The organism is Streptomyces sp. NPDC055254, from assembly GCF_053606025.1.
Genome location: NZ_JBSGQV010000009.1, coordinates 23,432 through 43,643, shown reverse-complemented (window position 1 = coordinate 43,643; position 20,212 = coordinate 23,432). Strand labels below are relative to the sequence as shown.

General features: G+C 70.1%; 19 protein-coding genes. 16 read left to right on the top strand and 3 right to left on the bottom strand.

Going from position 1 to position 20,212, the window contains the following annotated elements:
- The first annotated feature begins 16 nt into the window (after positions 1 to 16).
- From ACWFQ8_RS12145 to ACWFQ8_RS12125, 5 genes are all read left to right on the top strand, one after another.
- Positions 17 to 1,291, top strand: coding sequence for a nucleotide-binding protein (locus ACWFQ8_RS12145; protein ID WP_453786099.1), 1,275 nt, complete (start codon positions 17 to 19; stop codon positions 1,289 to 1,291).
- A 188-nt stretch (positions 1,292 to 1,479) separates the two neighbouring features.
- Positions 1,480 to 2,034, top strand: coding sequence for a hypothetical protein (locus ACWFQ8_RS12140; protein WP_453786098.1), 555 nt, complete (start codon positions 1,480 to 1,482; stop codon positions 2,032 to 2,034).
- A 648-nt stretch (positions 2,035 to 2,682) separates the two neighbouring features.
- Positions 2,683 to 5,487: a BTAD domain-containing putative transcriptional regulator gene (locus ACWFQ8_RS12135; RefSeq protein ID WP_453786097.1), complete on the top strand. Its 2,805-nt coding sequence runs from the start codon at positions 2,683 to 2,685 to the stop codon at positions 5,485 to 5,487.
- 120 nt (positions 5,488 to 5,607) lie between these two features.
- Positions 5,608 to 6,801 carry a cytochrome P450 gene (locus ACWFQ8_RS12130; RefSeq protein WP_453786096.1) on the top strand — a complete coding sequence of 398 codons (1,194 nt, stop codon included), beginning with the start codon at positions 5,608 to 5,610 and terminating at the stop codon, positions 6,799 to 6,801.
- A 173-nt stretch (positions 6,802 to 6,974) separates the two neighbouring features.
- Positions 6,975 to 8,318 (top strand): ABC transporter substrate-binding protein, encoded by a 1,344-nt coding sequence (locus ACWFQ8_RS12125; RefSeq protein WP_453786095.1) that lies wholly within the window; start codon positions 6,975 to 6,977, stop codon positions 8,316 to 8,318.
- A 99-nt stretch (positions 8,319 to 8,417) separates the two neighbouring features.
- Here ACWFQ8_RS12125 and ACWFQ8_RS12120 read toward each other — a convergent pair whose 3' ends face one another.
- Positions 8,418 to 9,956: an alpha/beta fold hydrolase gene (locus tag ACWFQ8_RS12120; protein WP_453786094.1), complete on the bottom strand. Its 1,539-nt coding sequence runs from the start codon at positions 9,954 to 9,956 to the stop codon at positions 8,418 to 8,420.
- A 78-nt stretch (positions 9,957 to 10,034) separates the two neighbouring features.
- On the bottom strand, positions 10,035 to 11,585 hold the full coding sequence (locus tag ACWFQ8_RS12115; RefSeq protein ID WP_453786093.1) for an alpha/beta fold hydrolase: 1,551 nt from the start codon (positions 11,583 to 11,585) through the stop codon (positions 10,035 to 10,037).
- Positions 11,586 to 11,746: 161 nt separating this feature from the next.
- Here ACWFQ8_RS12115 and ACWFQ8_RS12110 point away from each other — a divergent pair, with 161 nt between their 5' ends.
- Positions 11,747 to 12,031, top strand: a complete 285-nt coding sequence (locus ACWFQ8_RS12110; RefSeq protein ID WP_453786092.1) for a hypothetical protein — start codon at positions 11,747 to 11,749, stop codon at positions 12,029 to 12,031.
- 336 nt (positions 12,032 to 12,367) lie between these two features.
- Positions 12,368 to 13,024, top strand: a complete 657-nt coding sequence (locus tag ACWFQ8_RS12105) for a GOLPH3/VPS74 family protein (protein WP_453786091.1) — start codon at positions 12,368 to 12,370, stop codon at positions 13,022 to 13,024.
- Positions 13,025 to 13,654: 630 nt separating this feature from the next.
- Here the strand turns inward: ACWFQ8_RS12105 and ACWFQ8_RS12100 are convergent.
- Positions 13,655 to 14,305 (bottom strand): SigE family RNA polymerase sigma factor, encoded by a 651-nt coding sequence (locus tag ACWFQ8_RS12100; RefSeq protein WP_453786090.1) that lies wholly within the window; start codon positions 14,303 to 14,305, stop codon positions 13,655 to 13,657.
- A 199-nt stretch (positions 14,306 to 14,504) separates the two neighbouring features.
- Between ACWFQ8_RS12100 and ACWFQ8_RS12095 the strand changes: the two genes are divergently transcribed.
- The 9 genes from ACWFQ8_RS12095 to ACWFQ8_RS12055 all read left to right on the top strand — a co-directional run bounded on the left by ACWFQ8_RS12095 (position 14,505) and on the right by ACWFQ8_RS12055 (position 20,052).
- Positions 14,505 to 15,860, top strand: a complete 1,356-nt coding sequence (locus tag ACWFQ8_RS12095) for a YcaO-like family protein (RefSeq protein ID WP_453786089.1) — start codon at positions 14,505 to 14,507, stop codon at positions 15,858 to 15,860.
- Between the two features lie 8 nt (positions 15,861 to 15,868).
- Entirely contained in the window at positions 15,869 to 16,498 is a 630-nt protein-coding gene (locus tag ACWFQ8_RS12090; protein WP_453786088.1) for a TOMM precursor leader peptide-binding protein, read from the top strand.
- Entirely contained in the window at positions 16,495 to 18,153 is a 1,659-nt protein-coding gene (locus tag ACWFQ8_RS12085; protein ID WP_453786087.1) for a hypothetical protein, read from the top strand. Before ACWFQ8_RS12090 ends, ACWFQ8_RS12085 begins: the two co-directional genes overlap by 4 nt.
- Positions 18,150 to 18,911 carry a nitroreductase family protein gene (locus tag ACWFQ8_RS12080; RefSeq protein ID WP_453786086.1) on the top strand — a complete coding sequence of 254 codons (762 nt, stop codon included), beginning with the start codon at positions 18,150 to 18,152 and terminating at the stop codon, positions 18,909 to 18,911. Before ACWFQ8_RS12085 ends, ACWFQ8_RS12080 begins: the two co-directional genes overlap by 4 nt.
- Positions 18,912 to 18,939: 28 nt before the next feature.
- Positions 18,940 to 19,125: a thiocillin family RiPP gene (locus ACWFQ8_RS12075; protein WP_453786085.1), complete on the top strand. Its 186-nt coding sequence runs from the start codon at positions 18,940 to 18,942 to the stop codon at positions 19,123 to 19,125.
- A gap of 32 nt (positions 19,126 to 19,157) precedes the next feature.
- On the top strand, positions 19,158 to 19,331 hold the full coding sequence (locus ACWFQ8_RS12070; RefSeq protein ID WP_329102287.1) for a thiocillin family RiPP: 174 nt from the start codon (positions 19,158 to 19,160) through the stop codon (positions 19,329 to 19,331).
- 79 nt (positions 19,332 to 19,410) lie between these two features.
- A complete protein-coding gene (locus ACWFQ8_RS12065; protein WP_453786084.1) occupies positions 19,411 to 19,584 on the top strand; it encodes a thiocillin family RiPP in 174 nt (57 codons plus the stop codon).
- A gap of 41 nt (positions 19,585 to 19,625) precedes the next feature.
- Entirely contained in the window at positions 19,626 to 19,805 is a 180-nt protein-coding gene (locus ACWFQ8_RS12060) for a thiocillin family RiPP (RefSeq protein ID WP_433085592.1), read from the top strand.
- 64 nt (positions 19,806 to 19,869) lie between these two features.
- Entirely contained in the window at positions 19,870 to 20,052 is a 183-nt protein-coding gene (locus ACWFQ8_RS12055; RefSeq protein ID WP_453786083.1) for a thiocillin family RiPP, read from the top strand.
- Positions 20,053 to 20,212 lie beyond the last annotated feature (160 nt).

The following is a 20,212-nucleotide window of genomic DNA, read 5'->3' as shown; positions in this document are numbered from 1 at the left end:
CGTAGACAGAAACGGCATGAACGAGCCCGGACACTGGGCGGAGGCTCCCGACTACGGCCCCACGACGTGGCCGGACGCCGGCCGGAACATACGGGACCTGCCGGACATGGATACGGACACGGCGTCCGCCTCGGCATCGGCCGAGACCGCGCCACCGCCCGCCGGCCCCGCCACGGCGACCCCGCCCGGCGAGACGGCGCGCGAGCCGGGTGCCGCGCCCGGGGAAGCACCCACTCCGGCCGCCCCCGTCCCTCAGCCCGACCCGTCATCGGATCCGGCAGCGGCCTCGGCCCCGGAGGCGCAGGCCCGGGTCCAGGCCCAGATGCGGACCCAGGACCAGGGCGCCGAGGCTTCGTCGGCCGCGCCCCCCGCGCCCCCCGCGCCCCCCGCGGCCGTCTCCGCTCCGCCGGCCCGGCCGGGCTGGGCGGCGGATGCCGAGCTCTCCGCCGAGCGCCTGGTACGCCGTATCCCCCGACAGAGGTTCTGGTTCGACCGCCACCGCGGGCCGGGCGGATTCTCCGACGACATCCGCACCCCGCTCCGCCGCAGCCACCGCATCGCGGTGATCAGCCTCAAGGGCGGGGTCAGCAAGACCACGACCACGACGGCCCTCGGCGCGGTCCTGGCGCGCGAGCGGGCCGACCGGGTCATCGCCATCGACGCGAACCCGGACTCCGGCACGCTGGGCCGCCGCGTCCGCCGGCAGTCCGGCGCCACCATTCGCGACCTGGTGGCGGCCATCCCCGACCTGCGCACCTACATGGACATCCGGGCCTTCACCTCCCAGGCGCCCAGCGGTCTGGAGATCCTCGCCAACGACTGCGACCCGGCAATCTCCCAGACGTTCGACGACCAGGACTACCGGCGGGTCATGGAGCTGCTCAGCGGCCAGTACCCGATCGTCCTCACCGACTCGGGCACCGGCCTGCTGCACAGCACCATGCGCGGCATCCTGGACCTGTCCGACCAACTGGTCGTCGTCGCCACCCCGAGCGTCGACGGCGCCACCAGCGCCGGCATCACCTTCGACTGGCTGGCCGCCCACGGCTTCCAGGACAAGGCGCGGCGCGCGGTGACCGTCGTCTCCGGCGTACGGTCCTCCGCCGGCCGGCTGATCCGGGTCGACGAAGTCGTCTCCCACTTCCAGCAGCGCTGCCGGGCCGTGGTGACGGTTCCCTACGACGAGCACCTGGCCCAGGGCGGCGAGGTCGATCCGGAGCAGATGCGCGGCCGGACCAGGGCGGCGTACTACGAGCTGGCGGCCCAGGTGGCGAAGGAGTTCAGCCGGTGAGCGAGGTTCCTCGGGTACCCGGTCGGGCGAAGGCGGCGGCAGGTTTGTGAACCGGAAGCGGTCCAGGGCCCGTTGATCCGCGTGAGGGCACGCGTCCGTACGCCCACCGCTCGGCCGGCCCCGTCCGGGCGGCCCGCTCCGCCTGCCCCTCGGCGCGCCCCGCGCCCCGGACTCACCTGGAGGAACCCATGGCCTGGTACGAGGGACCTTGCCGGATCACCGTCATCGCCGTCGACGCCGACTGGCCCCAGCGCGCCGTGGTCGTCGTGCGGCGTGGCGCGGGCGAGACCCGGATCGAGATCCCCGGCACGGCCGGCACGGTCCGCCACATCGAGGCCCAGAGCTGGCACCTGGAGCTGGAGCACCAGTACGAGGGCACCTGGCGGCCCAACGTCCGTGCGACCAGGAGTCGCTGGGAGAGCTCGGGCGGGGTCCCTACGCAGACCATCCACAGCAAGGACGTGGACTGGCCCCAGAACCAGCACGAGCGCAACCTGGTGCTGTGCCTGGAACGGACCGGAGAACCGCAGGAGCGTCCCCGCGACACCGGCCGCGCTCTCGACGCCCCGGCCCGGGCGGCCACCCAGTCCTCCTCCACCGGACCCGCCCACCGCACGTCCGCCGGCCCCGCCCACTCCCCCACCCAGTCCTCGGCGGCCGACCCCGCCTTCACCGCACCCCCCGCTGCTTCTCCCGCCCGCACCGCCTCGCACGGGCCGACCTCCAGCAGCAGCCCCTGGTGACCGGCCGTCCCGGCGGCCCCTGCGGTAGCAAACACCGGACAACAGGCCCGCCCCGCCGCACGGGGAGAACTGGCGGCGGGGCGGGGCGGGTCGGCTCCGCGGGGGACTGCGGGGCCGGGGGCGGGAGGGCCGGGGACGAAGTACGGGGGGGGAGCTCCACCCCCCGACCCTTCCAGTCAGGTCAACGCACGAACAGCCGACCGGGGTTCACCGCAGCCTGAAAAAGATCCGAATTCTTCCGGGGCAGGCGCCCCGATACCCCTGGGTGGCAGCGAGCCTGCGGCCGGCGCCGCTCGGGCCGCAGCGTGGACGCCCCGCTCGCGCTCCTTCCCGGAGGTTCACCTGGAGGAGCGCTTGGCGCTGCGCGGAGTTCCGTCCGGAGTCGCTTGTGGCCGTTGAAGTGTGGACGTCGTTGAACCAGGGGCCACAGCCGTACGCGTGACCTGAATGGGCTAACCTCAAGTCCGCTACGAGACGGTGTGGCCCAGCATCACCGGTTTCCCAGCCACTGACCTGAAGCTGTTGGAACCGGTACCGTAGCCGCTCCAGTCGCCGCCGCGAGCACCATCCCGGACCGCCCACGACCGCACGTGCCGCGTGTCGGGTGGTTCCAGGTGCTTCGCGAATCGGCTGGTGAAGGTGGGGAACATGAGATTGCTGCTCCTGGGACCGGCGGAGCTGCGCTCCGACGACGGTGACCCCGTGCCCCTCGGCGGCGCCAGGCGCAGGGCCGTACTGGCCGCTCTCGCGTTGAACCTCAACCGGGTCGTGCCGGTGGAGCGGTTGCTCGACCTGGTCTGGGACGAGGCGCCGCCGCGGAGCGCCAAGGCGGCGCTCCAGGGGCATGTCGCCAGTCTGCGCGGCCGGCTTGACGCAACGATCAGCCTTGTGACCCGGGCGCCCGGCTACGCACTCATGGCGGACCGGGCCCGGGTGGACGTGCACCACATGCAGGATCTCGTGGCGGCGTCCCAGGAGGCGCCGGACGACGAGGGCATCCGCATGCTGAACTCGGCCCTGGAACTGTGGCGCGGGCCGGCCCTGGAGGACTGCGAGTCGGAATCGCTGCGCGGGGGTGCGGGGACCCGGCTGGAGCACACGCGGCTGCACGCCCTGGAGCTCCTCGGCGAGCGGCTGCTGCGGACCGGGCAGGGGGCGCTGGCCGTGCCGCGGCTGGCCGAGGCGGTGGAGGAGAACCCGCTGCGCGAGTCCCTGGTGCGGCTGCTCATCCTGTGCCATCAGCAGGAGGGCAGACAGGCGGAGGCGTTGTGCCTGTACCACTCGACGCGCATGCTGCTGAAAGCGGACCTCGGCGTCGCACCGGGTCCCAAACTCCAGGCGGTATTCACCGATCTGCTCGGCCGGATGCCCCCCGGTTCCAACGGTCCGGACGGTCCCGACAGGCGGTCGCTGCCGGGCGCTCCCCCGCGGCACGTCGCGTCCACGCCGGCCCGGTCCACGCCCGTGCCCCGGACACCGTCCGCCGCGCCCACCGCCGTCCATCGGGTCACTCCTGCCCAACTCCCCCGCAAGCCGACCGGTTTCATCGGCCGCGCGGACGAGTTCCGTACGGTGGAACGCGCGCTGGCTCCGGATTCCGCGGGTCTCGCCCTGGTCGTCGGCCAGGCGGGGGTCGGCAAGACCTCCCTCGCCCTGCGCTGGGCCCACGCGCACGCCGACGACTACCCGGACGGGCAGCTCTTCGCCGACCTCCACGGCTTCGACGGCTCGACCCCGGTGCATCCCTCCGTGGTGATCAGCGGATTCCTGTCGGCGCTGGGCGTGCCGCAGCACTCCATTCCCGATGACACGGCCGCCGCTCAGGCTCTGTACCGCTCGATGCTGGCGAAGCGCCGGCTGCTGATCCTGCTGGACGACGCCCGCGAATCCGCGCAGGTGCGCCCGCTGCTGACGGCCGGCGGCGGATCGGCGACCATCGTCACCAGCCGGCTCCGGCTGGACGGGCTGATCGCCCTCGACGGCGCGGCCCTGGTGCCGGTCGGCCTTCTGGACGAGGAGGAGGGCCTGGCTCTGCTCCGGGCCGCGCTCTCCTGCGACCGCATCGAGCAGGAGCCCGAGGCCGCCCTGGAACTGGTCCGGCTGTGCAGCGGGCTGCCGCTGGCGCTGCGGATCACCTCCGCCCGGCTGGCGGCACACCCGCGCTGGTCGCTGCGATCGGTCGCCGACGAGCTCGGCGACGAGCAGCAGCGCCTCGCGGCGCTCTCGATTGAGGACGCCGACATCACCGCTGCCCTGACCTTGAGCGTCCGCGCGCTCGACAGCGAGGCGCAGGCGGTCTTCTCGGCGCTGAGTGTGGTGCCCGGCGGTGATTTCACCGCCCACGCCATCGCGGCCGCGTGCCGGATGCCGCTCGGTACGTCCCGCCGGGCGCTGGGCGTCTTGGCGAGCGCCCACCTGATCGAGGAACGTTCGGTCGGCCGCTACTCCTGCCACGACCTCGTCCAGCTGTTCTCCCGCGAGTACGGGCCGCAGGGGCGCAGCGAGCGGTTGCGCGGTCTGCTCGACTTCTACGTGCACACGGCGTACGCGGCCTCCCGGATGTACGACCCGGCAGGCCGGCCCTGCTGCGATCTGCCCGAATGGTGCGAGAAGCCGCTGGCTGTGCCCCGGTTCGACGACAGGCGGGCGGTGCTCGACTGGTACGCGGCCGAGGCGGCCAACCTTTGTGCGGCGATCGAGGCGGCCACCCGTGCGGGTGAGGCGGACCGGGCATGGCGCCTGACCGTGCTGGTGTGGCCGCTGCTGACGTGGCAGAGTCACCGGAACTGGATTCCGGTGGTGACCCACGGCCTGCGCGCCGCCCGGGCGACTCGTGATCCGAGGGCGGAGACCCGGGTGGCGAACCTGCTGGGCTGGGCCACCGTCGAGGCGGGCAGGGCCGAGGACGCCATTCCGCTGCTGGAGCGGTCGCGGGAGCTCGCCGTACAGACGGGGGACGACTGCGATCTGGCACAGGCATTGATCAACCTCGGGCTGGCCCACGCCGCGTGCGGGACGTACGAGGACGCGGTGGCGGTGTACACGGAGGCGGCCCAGGTCTCCGAACGCATCCGCGACTACGGCACGGCAGCGCTCGCCCTGCACCACATGGCGCAGTTGTGCCTGGACCAGGGCCTCTCCGACCGGGCCCTGCTCCATGCCGAGCGGGCCCGGATCCTGCCTGGTGCGCGCGGTCTGACGGGGGTGCTGCTGTGCGATGTGCAGGCAGTGGCGCTGTGCCGGACCGGGGACCCATGGGCGGCCCTGCAGTTGCTGGAGGAGGGGCTCGCCACGGCGCGTGCGGAGAAGTTCATCGCCGGCGAGCTGACGGTGCTGGAGCACCTGTCGGAGGTGACGGAGCGGCTCGGCCTGCGGGCGGAGACGGAGGAGTACCGGCATGCGGCGGAGCGTCTGCGCGGCCGCATGGAGGAGGGTGCCGAAGGCGGGCTCTGAGCCGGGGCACCTTCACACATCCCGCGCATGGACCTGCGAACCCCGGTGGCACGCAGGCGCGTTCCCTCAGATATGAGAAGCCTGCACCCAGAGGGATTCAACCCGTTCGCTCCGGGCGTCATGGACGACCCCTATCCGTCCTACCGGGAACTGCGCGAGCGCAGCCCGGTCCACTTCAACCCACGGACCGGACTGTTCTTCCTGTCACGGTACGAGGACATCGCGGTCCTGGGGCGCGACAGGACGAAGCTGATCCGGGGCAGCTCGCTGTCGGGCCGGTACGAGCAGTTCCGCGGGACCGCGTTGCACCGGATCCTCGGGTCCAGCCTGTTCGCCATCGACGACCCCGACCACGGCCGGCTCAAGCGTCTGGTCGCCCGTACCCTCACCCGCGGCCGCGTGGAGCAGCTGAGCCCCAGGATCGAGGAGATCTGCGCGGAACTCCTGGACCGGGCGGAGCTGGACCCCTCGGGCGGCGTCCTCGACCTCGTCCCCGCTCTGGGCCGCCCCCTGCCGTTCCTCGTCCTGTGCGAGCTCCTCGGCATCGCGCCGGAGGACCGGGCCCCGTTCCTCGGCTGGACCCGCAAGGTGCTGCCGGTCGCCGACCCCTTCCCCACCGACGCGCAGTGGATGCTGGCGGTCGACGGGAGCGGCGCGTTCGAGGGCTTCTTCACCGCGGTGACAGCCGAGCGCCGCAGTCTGCTGCGCCGCGGCCGGCCCCTCCCGCCCGGACTGATCAGTGACCTCGTGCAGGTCTCGGAGGAGGACGGTGAGCGGCTCACCGAGGGCGAGTTGTTCTCCCTGACCTTCACGCTGCTCGGGGCCGGGTTGGAGAACGTCACCCACCTGATCGGCAACGCCATGCGGGCGCTGTGCGAGAACCCGGACCAGCAGGAGGACCTGCGGGCCGAGCCCGGGCTGCTGGGCAACCTCGCCGACGAGACCCTCCGCTACTACAGCACGACCCAGCACAGTCCGCGCGAGGCGGCCGAGGACATCGAGCAGCACGGGGTCCGGATCCCGGCGGGCGCGCGGGTGATCCTGCTGCGGGGCGCGGCCAATCGGGACCACCGGCAGTTCGACGACCCGGACCGGTTCGATCTGCGGCGGCCGAACAGCTCCACCCATGTGGGCTTCGGGGAGGGTGCCACGCTCTGCACGGGCGCGGCACTGGCCCGCATGGAGGTGCGCATCGCCTTCCGCGAGCTGCTGCGGCGCTGCGGCACCTTCGAGGTGCAGCGGTTGTGGACCGGCCCGGCCAAGCGGTTCTGGGGGCCTCGTGCGCTGTCCACCACGTACGGGCCCCGGAGCTGAGCCGGGGGGCGCACGACGGGCACGGGGGCGGGCCCCGGCGCCGTCCGCCCCCGGGTGATGCCGGGGCCGCCCCGAACCGCAGGCGGGTTGCGACGCGCATCCCGATCGGGGCTAGGGTGCTGCCCCGCCCGCGAGATCAACTCCACCCCACGACTGCGAGGAGGCAGCTCGTCATGCCCAGAAGACGTCTGTTCCGTCCGGCTCTCACCGGATTCATATCACTTGCGGTACTTGCTCTGACCAGTGCGTGTACGGGTCACAGCGGCTCGGCCCCCCAGGACTCCGCCGACGGGCCCCGGACCATTGAGTTCTGGCACGGCTGGAGCGCCCCGAACGAGGTCAAGGCGATCCAGGAGAACGTCGCCCGCTTCGAGAAGGCCCACCCGGACATCGAGGTCAGGGTCACCGGGAACATGTCCGACGACAAGCTGAACCAGGCACTGCGGGCCGGCGGCGACAAGGCGCCGGACGTGGTGTCGTCCTTCTCTACGAACAGCGTGGGTCGGTTCTGCGCGTCCGGGGTCCTCGCCGACCTCAACCCCTTCTTCGAGAAGGAGGGCCTGCACAAGGAAAAGATCATTCCGGAGAGCCTGCTGCGGTACACCCAGTACCGTGGCAACCAGTGCACGCTGCCGCTGCTGACCGATGCGTACGGCCTGTATTACAACAAGGACGCCTTCGAGGCGGCCGGCATCAGCGAGCCGCCGAGGACCTGGAGCCAGTTCGCCGAGGTCGCCGAGAAACTGACCAGGGCCAAGGGCGACGGCTACGAGCAACTGGGCTTCATGCCCACGTTCCACGGGTACGAGACGACCCCGATGCACTACGCCGCCCAGTGGGGACCGGTGACGTACTTCGACGCCGCGGGGAAGTCGGCGATCGCGCGGGAGCCGGCCTTCGCGCAGATGTACACCTTCCAGAAGCAGCTGGTCGACCGCCTGGGCGGCTACCAGCGCCTTGAGACGTACCGGTCCTCCTTCGGCGACGAGTGGGGCCCCGAGCACCCCTTCCACACCGGACAGGTCGCCATGCAGCTGGACGGCGAGTGGCGGCTCGCCATGGCCAGGGACGCCGGGGCGACGTTCGAGATCGGTACCGCGCCGCTGCCGGTGCCCGACGAGCAGGCCGCCGACTACGGCAAGGGCTACGTGAGCGGCACCATCATCGGCGTGTCGGCGGGCAGCAGGCAGCAGCAGGCCGCGTGGGAGCTGGTGCGGTACATGGCCACGGACACCGACGCGGTGGTGTCCTTCGCCAACGCCATCCACAACGTGCCGTCGACCATCGAGGCGCTGAACTCGCCCTCGCTGGACTCCGACCCGGGCTTCCGGACCTTCCTGGACATCGCCCGGCACCCGAAGTCCGGCACCGCCGAGGCGCAGCCCGACGGCGGGCAGTACCAGCTCACGCTGCAGGACTTCGGGTACGCGTACGAGAAGGGCGACGTGGCCGACCTCGACGCCGGCCTGCTCAAGACCGCCGGCCGGATCGACACCGACATCGCCAGGGCCAAGTAGGCCGGCCCCTGCAGCCACGACCCCACGGCCACCGCCACGACGATCAGGACCGCCATGGGGAGCAGGACCGGCAGGATCGAGGCCCCGGAGCGGCGTGGGTCAGGGAGCGATCTCGAACTCAGGCGGCTCAAGGCCCTTCAGGCATCCGGTTTTCGGCGCGTCCGGGGTCTCGAAGAACGAGACGGCGATCTCTTGGGCGCACTTCGAGGTGGCGAACACCACGTGCGGCTCGTAGGGGACCGTGACGACTTCGGCCTTGCTCAGCGTGCGGGCGACGTACGGACCGTTGTCCGCCCCGGTCTGGGAGTCGAAGCTGCCCGACAGGGCGAGGGTGGGGATGTCGCCGCGGGTGACGTCCCGAATCGAGGGCGCCGCCGGGGGAACGTTCCAGACCTCGCAGTCCGGGCGGAGGAAAGTGAGCTGCGGAGCCTGGGCCTGTACCGAGCGGGGGAAGGACGGGAACGCTTCCTGTCCGCCCTTGAGCGCCTGTTCCTGGGTCTCGTACGGCGTCCACTCGCTGCAGAAGACGCCGTAGGCGAGACCGTGCGCGACCCTGCCCATGGCCGCCGGGCTGAGCTTGCCGCCCGCCCACTGCTGGGCGATCCGCTGCGGTTTGCCGTTGGCCAGTTCGTCGAGGGCGGCGGGTACTTGGGGTGCCACGTGGGTGGCGGAGGTCATCCAGTTCACCAGGGCTCCGCCGTCCAGGACGACCTTGACCGGCTTGTCGTCGCCGGGGAGCGTGACGGTGGTGGTGACCGGCTTGGCTTCGAGGTCGCTGACGAGCTTGTCGAAGGTGGCCGACAGGTTCGGGTAGCGCTTGTTGCACGCCGGCTGGTCCGCGCAGGCCTTGAACAGGCCGTCGAAGCCCTGCCGGGCGCTGCTCCAGGTCGCCGCCGACCCTGCCTTGGACGGCGGCAGTATGCCGTCGATGCCCACCGAGCGGAGTCCCTCTGGGTGCAGGCGCATGTAGACCAGCGCCAGGTGGGTGCCGTAGGAGATCCCGTACAAATTCCATTGCTCGATGCCGAGCGCGGTGCGCAGGTCGTCGTAGTCGGCGGCGCTCTCGGTGTCGTTGTAGGCGCTGAGGTCGAGTCCGCGGCCCGCCAGTTGGTCGCGGCAGGCCTTCGTGGCCTCGACGTGCAGGCGCTCGGTGGACGGAGCGTCGTGGACGAGGCCGACCGCGCGTGCGTTGAACTCGTCGATGTTGGGGCAGAGGGCCGCCGGGTCGGCCGAGTACGTACCGCGCTGGGACATGAAAATCACGTCACGGTCGCGGTTCAGGCCGCCGTCGATGGCCATCTTCGCCTCCCCCACGGCGTCGTCTCCGGGTCCGCCCGCGAGCCACACGATGGGATCGGGTTTCGGTGTGTCGGCCGCGGCGGGCACGATCGCGACACCGAGCTTGATCGTTTCACTGCTGGGTTCGGCTCGGTTCTCGGGCACGGTGAGCGTTCCGCAGCGGGCCCCTTCGAGCTCCTCTATCGGTTCTGGTGTCTTCGGGCAGGGGCCCGGTTCGTAGCGGGCGTCTCCCACCGTCCGGGCGGTCGTGCCGATCGGCGCTCCGGGGCTGGGGCTGGTGCCGGACTGCGCGTGGGCGGGCGCTGTGAGCAGGCTGGTGACGAGGAGACCGGTCGCCATGCCGGCCGATGTGGCCAGGAGTCGTCGTGCGGTGCGCCGACGACGGGGCGCGTGGTGGCGTCTCATCTGCCCTCCCGGTTACTTCGGGATGATCGTGAACGGTTCGGGCTCGAGATCGTCCACGCAACTGGTGTCGGGCGCGGTCGGGCGAGCGAGGAAGGAGGCCAGCACGCGTTGCGCGCAAGGCGACTGCGGGACCACCCAGTGGCCGATTCCGGGGACCACCAAGGAGGTCGAGTTGGACAGGTTGCGGGCCACGCCCTGCGCCCAACTCGCCCCGGTCTTCACGTCGAACGTGCCGGAGACGACGAGTGCCGGCACCGAGCTGAACGTGGGCACCCGCTGGACCTTCGCACGGTCCGGAACGTTCCAGATCCCGCACACCGGATACTGGAAGGGTAGCTGCGGTGGCTGCGCCAGGACCGTGTCCGGCCACCCGGGGAAGGCCTTCTGCCCCGCCTTCAGCACGTCGGATTCCGAGTACCCCGGAGCCCATTCGCTGCACGCGATCGAGTTCGTCAGGCCGTGCGCGAACTCGCCGACCTTCTGGACCGAACCGCCCGCGCGGGCCTTCGCGAAGCGCTCCGGGTTTCCGTTGCTGAGTTCTTCGAGCGCCGCCGGGATGTCCTTGGGCCGGGGGGTGAAGGCAACGATCAGGTTCAGCAGCGCGCCCCCGTCGAGGACGGTCTTGACCGGCTTCCCTCCGTCCGGCGGCGTGACGTTCAGCGTCAGGGGCTGCGCCTCCAGCCTGCGCACCTGCTCCGTCAACAGTTGGGGGAGGTCCGGGTACCGGTCCTTGCAGGCGGGCTGCGCCGCGCACGCCTCGAAGATGTTGCGGATCCCCTCGGCGGTGCTGCCCCATGTCCACGGCAGAGTCACGAACTGGGAGGGTGCGATCGAGTCGATCGCCACCGCGCGGATCCCCTCGGGGTGCAGGCGCAGGTACGTGAGGGCCAGGTTGGTGCCGTAGGAGTAGCCGTAGACGTTCCACTGGGGGATGTCCAGTGCCTTGCGCAGGTCGGCGAAGTCCGCGGCGTTCTCGGTGCTGTTGTAGGCGCTCAGGTCGACTCCGTCGGCCACGAGGCGGGCCCGGCAGTCCGTCACCGCCTTCAGCATGATCTGTTCCGCCTGCTGTGCGTCGTAGCCCAAGCCGACGGCCTGCGCGTTGAACCTGTCGACCTCGGGGCAGGCGAGGTTCGGCTGGTCGTAGAGGTTGCCGCGCTGACCCATGATGATCAGTTCGCGGTCCTTGTTCAGGCCGGAGTCGACGAGGAACGGAATGTCGTCGAACGTGTCGGCACCGGGGCCGCCCGCCATGAACACCACCGGGTCCGCGGCGGGCTTCTCCGAGGCGGCCGGAATGACCGCCACGGCCAGTTTGATGGTCCGGCCGCCGGGGCGGGAGCGGTTCTCGGGCACCTCGAGGAAGCCGCAGCGTGCGTCGCTCAGCGCTTCGATGGGCTCGGGCGGCTTCGGACAGGGGCCGGGCACGAACCGGGACGGGGCTGCCGGGGTGGGCCCAGCCGGCTGGGCGGGTGCTGACGCGGCGCTGCTCGGTGTGGGGCCGAATACTGCCAGGCAGACCAGAGCTGCCGCGGCAGTCACCGCGGGGATGCTGTGCTTTGGCATGTGTGATCTCGTTCCTGTGCCGACATCGGCGGCGGCCCTGCCGGGCCAGGCAGCGTTTTGGGCGGAACGCACGTTTTCAACGCTACCGGGTGGCTGCTTTGCGCGCACCCAGAGTGGTCGCGACCCGTGGCTCGGGCCGCCCCCGGCCGTTCAGTATCCGCGTGCCCGAGGGCCCCATCGCCCACGGCGAGCTCGCTGCCCTGACCCGGCGCTTCGAAGAGGTCGCGGAGAAGCACGACCGCGAGTTCGGGATCATCAAGTCCGACCTCACCGCGGTACGCCTCCAGATCGACAACCTCGACCAGAAGGTCGAAGCTCTCGACGAGAAGATCGACCGCAAGCAGGCCTGCCGGGCCTGGACCGGGCCGCGCCACGAGGAGCGGACATCGTCTTCGCTCGTGTCCAGCGGATGGTCGACGGCTCCGGCAGGGGCAGGGCGGCCATGAAGTGGGCGATGTCGTGAAGTAGGCGAAGTCGCCGGTGGCGGTCAGCGTGCGCAGCCGGTCGATGGTGGCGGCCAGCTCACCGATGCCGGGCACACCGGGCTGAAACCGCTGTGCAGCCTGGCCCGCCGCCTTCGCCGGGGCTTCGATGCCGTCACCGTTGGACCCACCTTGAGATACAAGAGTGGATCAGAACCGCTTACGGAGACCGCCGTCAGCCAATCGGCGGCCAAGCAACGTGCGTGCGCGGCTATGTCCTCGGGGTAGAAGGGCGTAAAGGGGAACTGATTGCCCGTCTTGGACGTCTCAAGCCGTGGAGTCGAGTGACGGGGGACCGGCGTGATCGTGACACTGGCCGAGGAGATCATGCTGCTGTCGCTGGACGATGAGGCCGGGGCGGTCCGTGAGCGGCAGGCCTGCCAGTGGGCTGTTGCGGGTGGGATCGTTCTCGATCTGGTGCTGGCAGGCCGTCTTTCTGTGGACGGGGGTCGGATCACGGTGGTCGACACGGTTCCGACTGGGGTCGGGCTACTCGACGGCCGACTCAGGATGATCGATACCTGGGCGGCGGGGACACGCCGGCCGCCGAAGGTGACGGCGTGGCTGACCAAGGACAACCGCAAGGTCCTGGATGCCACCGTTGCATCTCTCAGGGAGCGTGGCCTGGTCGGCCAAGAGCAGCGCAAGGTGTTGGGGATCTTCCCGGTGCGACGGTTTCCCGAGGTGGACGGCTCGGTCGAGAGGGAGCTGCGTGCACGGCTCCAAGAAGTGGTCCTGCGGCGTGCCGAGCCCGACGACCGCTCGGCCGGCCTTATCGCACTGTTGCACGGCGCCAAGCTGCACCGCCTGGCATTCCCCGACCGACCGCCGCGAGAGGTCGTTCCGCGAATGCGGGAGATATCCGAGGGCCAATGGGTCGGCGAGAGCGTCCGCAAGGCGATACGGGAGATGCAAGCGGCGATGACCGCAGTTGCTCTGGTCACGATGAGGAGCTGACCATTCCGAACGAGTTGACGTAGCCGCTGGATCGGCATTTCTGGCGTTCCGGGCGGCTTCAGTCAACACGGTGCGGCAGTACCCGGCTACTGAAGTTTTTCCTCTGACTGGGGGTCGTCAGCCGATCCGCGGATCATCGCGATGAGTTCATCGTCGCTCAATGCAGGGCGCGGGGCCGGGGCCGAGCCGAGGAGGGCGCGCAAGGTTTCACGGAGTGACTCCGAAGCTTCGCGCTCGCTTTCTGGTGCCTGATCTCGCATATTCTCACTCATGAATCAACCCTATGGGAAATGGAGGGCAGAATAGATTGGTCTCATAAGCAGTTATGGAGATCGCTGAGGGCCACTGGCACCTTTGAGGATTCCTGTCCGTCTCCTGATGAGCAGCCTGGCGATGCTGTTGCGCACACCCGTCCTCCAGAATGCCGGGCTACCGGACCCTTGGCAAGGGTCCGTCCCCGGCGGACTGTCCTCAGCGGACCGTCGCCGTGCCGGGGCCCGCTGTGGACCACGCACAGGAAGAGTGTCCTGACCCCACCACCGGATGCGGCATACGTACCCGCATCCACGCAGGTCAGGACACCCCCCTACCAGGTCGTCAGAGTTGCCCATCTATCGGCATGCCCGCGGGTCAGTCTTCGTTTCGGCGGGATCCCAACTCGCCGAGTCGTTCGCGCAGGATTCGCAGCGCGCGCGAGGTGGAGCTGCGGACCGTCGAGGAGGAGCAGTCCATGATCTGCGCGACCTCTTCGATCCCTAGGTCCTCCCAGTAACGCAGGTAGACGAGGCTGCGTTGCCGCGGGGTGAGAGTGGCCAGTGCCTCGAGCAGGACCAACCTGTCCCCGATCCGCGCCAACTCCTCGGGTCCGGGCTCCGGTTCGGGCAACGAGTCCTGCAGCAGCTCACGGGTCCAGCGGTGCCTGCGTCGTTCGTCGATGAATAGCCGCACCATCACGGTGCGGGTGTAGGCGGCCAGTGCTTCGTGGTGATCCAGCCGTTCCCAAGATCGATACACGGCAATCAGCGTCTGCTGTACAAGATCGTCAGCCGCGAACCAGTCCCCCACCAGTACGAAGGCCTTGCGTCTGAGTGCTGATCGAACACCCACGACGTGCCGTGCGAAGTCGTCCTCGTGCGCCTTGTCCAATCTGTTCATCCCCGTTTCAAAACTATCCGTCATGGCGAACAGCGCCCCGACCTGTCCACCACGTGTAGAAGGTTGCAACCGTTCGCGACAGATCGTGAACCTGAGCCGCGAACGGCGCCCAACGGAGTCAAACATGTCATCTGCCCTCCCGCTAGTGACCAGAAGGTAGTGGCCGGAAGACCCAACATGGCTAGCAATGGGCTGGCCTGATGACACGAAGTGTCTTACGCGTGTCCGGAATGGGGGAAATCAGTTTGCGGCTTCAACGAACGCAAATGGGTCGAGATATCCGATGCGGCTCAGCCGGATCTCAGACGGTCGAGGAGGGTGGGGAATGAGGACGCTTCAGGCGACGCCCCAGGGAGCCGCGGTGCCCGAATCCCTGCGCCGGATCGGAAGGTTGGTGTCGCCGTACGGGCTCGTGTCGAGGCTGACCTGGCTGCCCGTAACAGAGGGCGAACCTGACTTCGCGGTCTTCTCCGGATCTCTGGGCAACCCGGGAGCCGTCCTCGCAGCGCAGTCGGAGTGGACACACGACGCCTCCTCCGGCAACTTCGACGGGGCCGGAGGAGCGCTGGACCGCGAGACGGCGGCCCACCTCGCAGCCGCCGAATCCCTGGAACGGTACTCCTCGTGCGCATGGTCCCCGCGGGACATGATCTGGGCGACCGCCGAGGAGCTCGGCGAGGACGCCATTCCGCCCTGGAAATGGCCGAACCTCGCACCGGCCGAACTGGCCGACCCGCGCTGTGGTCTGGTCCCCACCGACCCGCGCATGCCGCTGCGCTGGGTTGAAGGCTGGTCCCTCGCCCGCGGCCGGAAGGTATACGTTCCGGCCGTCCAGGTTTACCTGAAGTGCTCACCTGAGTCGGCTGCGGAGCGCTTCGTTCACCCGGTCTCCACGGGCTGCGCCACCCACGCCGACCCGCTGGCCGCGATCGCCAACGGTCTGATGGAAGTCGTCGAACGGGACTCCATCGCCCTGACCTGGCTCCAGCGCCTGCGGCTTCCCCGACTGGAGTTCGCACCCGACGACCTAGCGCCGGAACACCGGGCGTTCGTGGAACGCGCGGCCAACGAGAACATCCGCACCCTGCTCTTCGACGCCACGACGGATCTCGGCATTCCGGTCATCTACGGAGTGCAGCTGGCCGACCACGACCCCGATCTCGCCCAACTCGTCGTCGCCACATGCGACACCGACCCCGGCAAGGCCATCGCCAAACTGCACCGCGAGGCCGCCTCACTACGCATCGCGCTCCGTTCCCACGCGAGCCGGCACACGCACCCCGACGACCCGCAGGACATCGTCAGTGTGATCGGTGGCGCACTCCTCGCCGGGAAGCCCGACCAGCGCCACCGGTTCAAGTTCCTCCTGGAAGGCGAGCGCCCCGTACGGACCTTCGCGGACCTGCAACGCCCCGCGCAGGGAGCGCAAGAGCTCCCGTGGCTCCTGGAGCGATTGTCCCGGGCCGGTTGCGAGGTCGTGGTCGTCGACATCACGACCGACGAGGCCCGCCAGGTGGGTGCGACCGCCGTACGGGTCATGGTGCCGCAGCTGATGCCGCTCTCCTTCGCCCACCGAGCCCGCTACCTCGCCCATCCCCGCCTCTACGAGGCCCCCCGCGCCATGGGACATCCCGTGCACGACATCGACGGCATCAATCCCGACCCGCAGCCCTTCGCATGAGGTAGGTCATGAATCGTCACCTGCTCGTACTCGCCTCGGGAGCCTTCGGCAAGGACGTCGCACGACGTCTGCAACACGACCCCCGGGACCACGGACACGACATCACCCTGATGGAGATCGACGAGGGCACCCACCCGAGTCTGTGGCCCCGCGCCGACCTCATCGTGCTGGCCACCTCCCATGAACGGCCCCGTATCGACGAGGCGACGGACCGTGCCGCCTTCGCCTGGGGCACTCCCTGGTTCGGAGTGCACACCACAGCCACCGAAGTGCTGTGCGGCCCCGTGGTGGTCCCCGGCCGCACGGCCTGCCACCAGTGCTACGTGCGCCGGCGCAGCCAGCACAGGCGCCCCGAGCACGGCACCACCGACACAGGTGACCGCCACCCCACCGGCTATCCGGTCCATGCCGTCGGCATCGCCGCAGCCTTCGCCAGGCAAGCCATCGAGGAGGCGCTGGGCACACCTGGCGACGAGGAGGCAATCGGCGGCACCGTGCGCAAGTTCGACCAAATCACCGGCGCTACCAGCAAGTTTGCCGTGATCGCGGTGGACCGCTGCGAGCGGTGCCGAACCACCGCCGCCGGCGACGAACTGTGGCGCCGACTGGTCTCGATCACCGAAGGGCGGACAGCGTGAGCGATCAATCCATGATGACGGCCGAAACCGTCGGCTCCGCCGCGCGGTTCGACCCGCAGCTGCGCATCCCCCTCCGGCCGCGGCTGCGCCGCGGCCTGGTGGTCAGCACCGAAGCCGACCAGCTGGTGGTGACCGGACCGCCCAAGAAGCAGCTTTTCCGCGGCAGGTCCGCCACGGAGATGCTGCCCGGCCTGCTCGCCCTGCTGGACGGCGAGCGCACACACGACCGGCTCGCGGCGGAGCTTGGAATGCCGGAAGAGGTCGTGTTCAAGGCACTCTCGCTGTTGTGGACCTGCGGCGTCGTCGAAGAAGGACCGCCACGGGCGACGGAAGGCGAAGCAGTCGCGGATGTCGACGACCGGCTCGCCGACTACCTGTCCCGGGTGGGGAGCGCCACCGAGGTGAACCCCTGTTGGGAGGAGGCCGCAGCCCGCCTGAGCACCGCCGACATCGAGGTCTTCGGCGATCCGGCCCTCGCCGCGCTCCTGCGCGACGAGCTCACCGGCTCCGTACGGGTCACCCTCGCCACCGGCGACACTCCGTCCGAACAGGCGACCCTTGCGGTCTGGGCCGATACCGGAGACGGTGCGCGGGGCGCAGAAGGCGGGGAAGGCCGGGACCTCCTCGCCAAGCACTGCTGGGACAAGGGCATCCCGATGCTGCGCCTGAGCGTGCGCGGTCGCCGTGCGGCCCTGGGCCCGCTGGTCGATCCCCGTACGACGCCGTGCCTGGACTGCCTGACCGCCGACGACGAGGACGACGACCGTACAGCCACGGCCGGCGACCACGAGCTCGCCACCGCGCTGTTCGCCCGCGACGTGTTCGCCGCGATCTCCCGGACCACGCCCACACCCCTGCCGATGCGCTGGCGTGTGGTGGACCTGGAGACCCTCGGCCAGCGGGACACCGCCTCCGCGACCCGGCCCGGCTGCCCGCGCTGTTCCGTAGCCGAGGGGCCCGTTGTGGAACGTGCCGCGCCAGCCACGCGCTTCGAGGCGTCCGTGGCCATGCCGCCGAAGGAGTTCGCCGACCTCAAGGCCCACCAGATGCACTACAAGCCTTCCAACCTGGCTCTGCAGCGCGTCTCCCGGACCTGGCCGGTCGCCCCCGCCGTCGAGCTCCCACCGCCCGGCCACGACCGGCTCGACCGGTCCGCTCCGCTCCGGAACGCCGCACGGCCCGGGGCGGACACGCTGTCGCTGCTGCTCTCCGTCACGGCGGGGATCAGGGCCGACAACGCGGACAAGGTATCCCGTTGGACGGCAAGCGGCGGCAACATCGGCTCGGTGACCGCCTACGCCGTCGTCCGGAACACACCGGGCATCCCCCCCGGCGTCTACGGCTACGTCACCTCCGGGCACCGCCTCGCCCGGCTGTCCTCCCGGATCGACGCCCTGCCCGGCAACCAACCGTTCAGCATCGTACTGACCGGCGACTTCCCAAAGGTCGCCCGTAAGTACTCCGCCTTCGCCCTGCGCATCGTCCTGCTCGACAGCGGCTGCGCCCAGGCCACCGCCCGGGAGGCGGCGCACACCCTGGGCATCGGCTGCGCCCTGCGCCCCAGCTGGGATGACGAGGCCCTCGCCACGGCCCTTGGGACGAACCCCGACATGGAACCGGTCACGGCCGTCATCGACCTGGGAGACGACGCATGAGCAGCCCGCACGACCTCGCCGCGGAGCTCCTCACCGCCTTCCGAACCCCCGCGACCGCAGGCATCGCCACCGTGCCGACGCCTGCGCGGCCCGCGGCCCGCCCGCCCGCACCCCTCGGACCGCCCGTCCGCTTCGCCGCCCAACAGCGTGACAGGTCCTCCCTGCTCACCGTTCTGGAGAAGCGCCGCTCCATCCGGTTCTTCGGACCGCAGCCTGTCGACGCCTCACTCGTCGCCGACGTAGCCGCCCGGGGCATCGAGGCGGACCGTGCGTCATGGCCGCAGGAACAGGAGCGGATGCCGCTGCAGATCAACGTCGTTGCCTTCCGGCTCAGTGGCCTGGAACCCGGCATGTACGCGCTCGAGACGGGCCGCGGTACGCAGCGGTCCTACGTCCCGGTCGCCCCGCTGCCGCCGGCTGAAGCCCTGCACGACCTGACGATCCAGAGGGAGTTCTGCGATTCCGCCGCCATCGTCTCCTTCGCCGCGGACCTGGACCTGGCGAGCCGCCTCCACGGCGCCCACGGCTACCGGACACTCATGACCCGCACCGCGGCAGCCGCCTACACGATGTGGCTCGACGCCGTGGCCGTCGGACTCGTCGGCACTGTCTTCGCCGGGTTCATCCCGGCTTCCGTACGGCTGCCGCTGCGCAGCGACGGGGCCAGCCGGCACCAGCTCTTCGCCCTGGCCCTGGGCGGCGCAGTGACGCCGCCCCCCGATACCTCCGGGGCCGACCGGCCACCGGTGAACCGATAGACCGGCATCAAGAGAAGGAAGTGATCCGATGTCCGAAGCCAACGCGTGGGAGCTCGATCTCCACAGCGTCGACCTGGGCGACGACGCACTGTCCATCGAGCAGATCCCCGAGGGCGTGGCACTGGGGACCTTCAGCACAGCGTCCAGCGCGACCACGGCCAGCTGCCCGGTCAGCAGCGCCGGAAGCATCATGACCGCCAACTGCACGGGCTGAGCCCGGCTCGCCTCAAAGAAGGGAAACGAACCATGCCCGAACTGGAACTCTACGTACTGGACGACATCCTCGAGGACTCCCTCGAGATGGAGACGCTGTCGGAGGGCAACGCCCTCTCGTCGGTGTCCACCGCAGGATCGGCCAGCTCCGCCTCCTGCCCGGTGACCACCGCCTCCTCCTTCACGTCCTTCTCCAGCTACACCTGACATGCCCGGAGGCGGCGCCACCGGCTCCTCCTCTCCGCGCACGTCCTCCACAAAGCCCCGTCCGAAGGGAAAACGACCAGTGGACATCAACCAGGACACATTCGACCTGTACGCCCTGGATGGCGAGCTGTCGATCGAGGAGCTGCCGCAGGGCAACGCCCTCGGCTGCTGGTTCTCCGCCGCTTCGGCGTCGACCGCGTCCTGCCCGGCGACCTCGGCCTCCAGCGTCGGCAGCGCGTCGACGTTCGGCTGACCGTCCCGCGCGCTCACACACTCTCGTAAGGGACATCTCCTGTGAACGAGTACAGCACCGACAAGCTCATCGACCTCTACGCGATGGACGACGAGCTCTTCGTGGAGGAGCTGCCGCAGGGCAACGCCCTCGGTTCCTTCTCCAGCGCCACCTCGGCGAGCTCCTTCTCCTGCCCCGCCAGCTCGGCCAGCAGCGCCACCACGGCCTCCTGCGTCGGCTGATTCGTTCCGTCCCCAGCGGCCCTCCCAGGCCGCGACCAGCGAAGAAGAGAAGAGGTGACACCTAATGAACGAACAGCACAGCGACCCGTACGCGTTCGATCTGTACGCCCTCGACGGCGAACTGTCGGTCGAGGAGCTGCCCCAGGGCAACGCCCTGGGCTCCTTCTCCACCGCGACGTCCGCCGCGTGCGCGTCGTGTCCGGTCAGCTCGGCCAGCAGCGCCACCACGGCGTCGACGTACGGGTAACCGGACCCGGCAGGCGGTGCCTCACTGGCTGACACCGATTCAGCACCTGCCCGCCGGGCACGGCCCCTCCCTTCCAGCGGCGCCGTCACCGGCGCCGCTGGAAGGCGGCCTTCTCATTTCGAAGCATCCTGCAACGCAGGGCCCGGGGTCAACGGGTCGC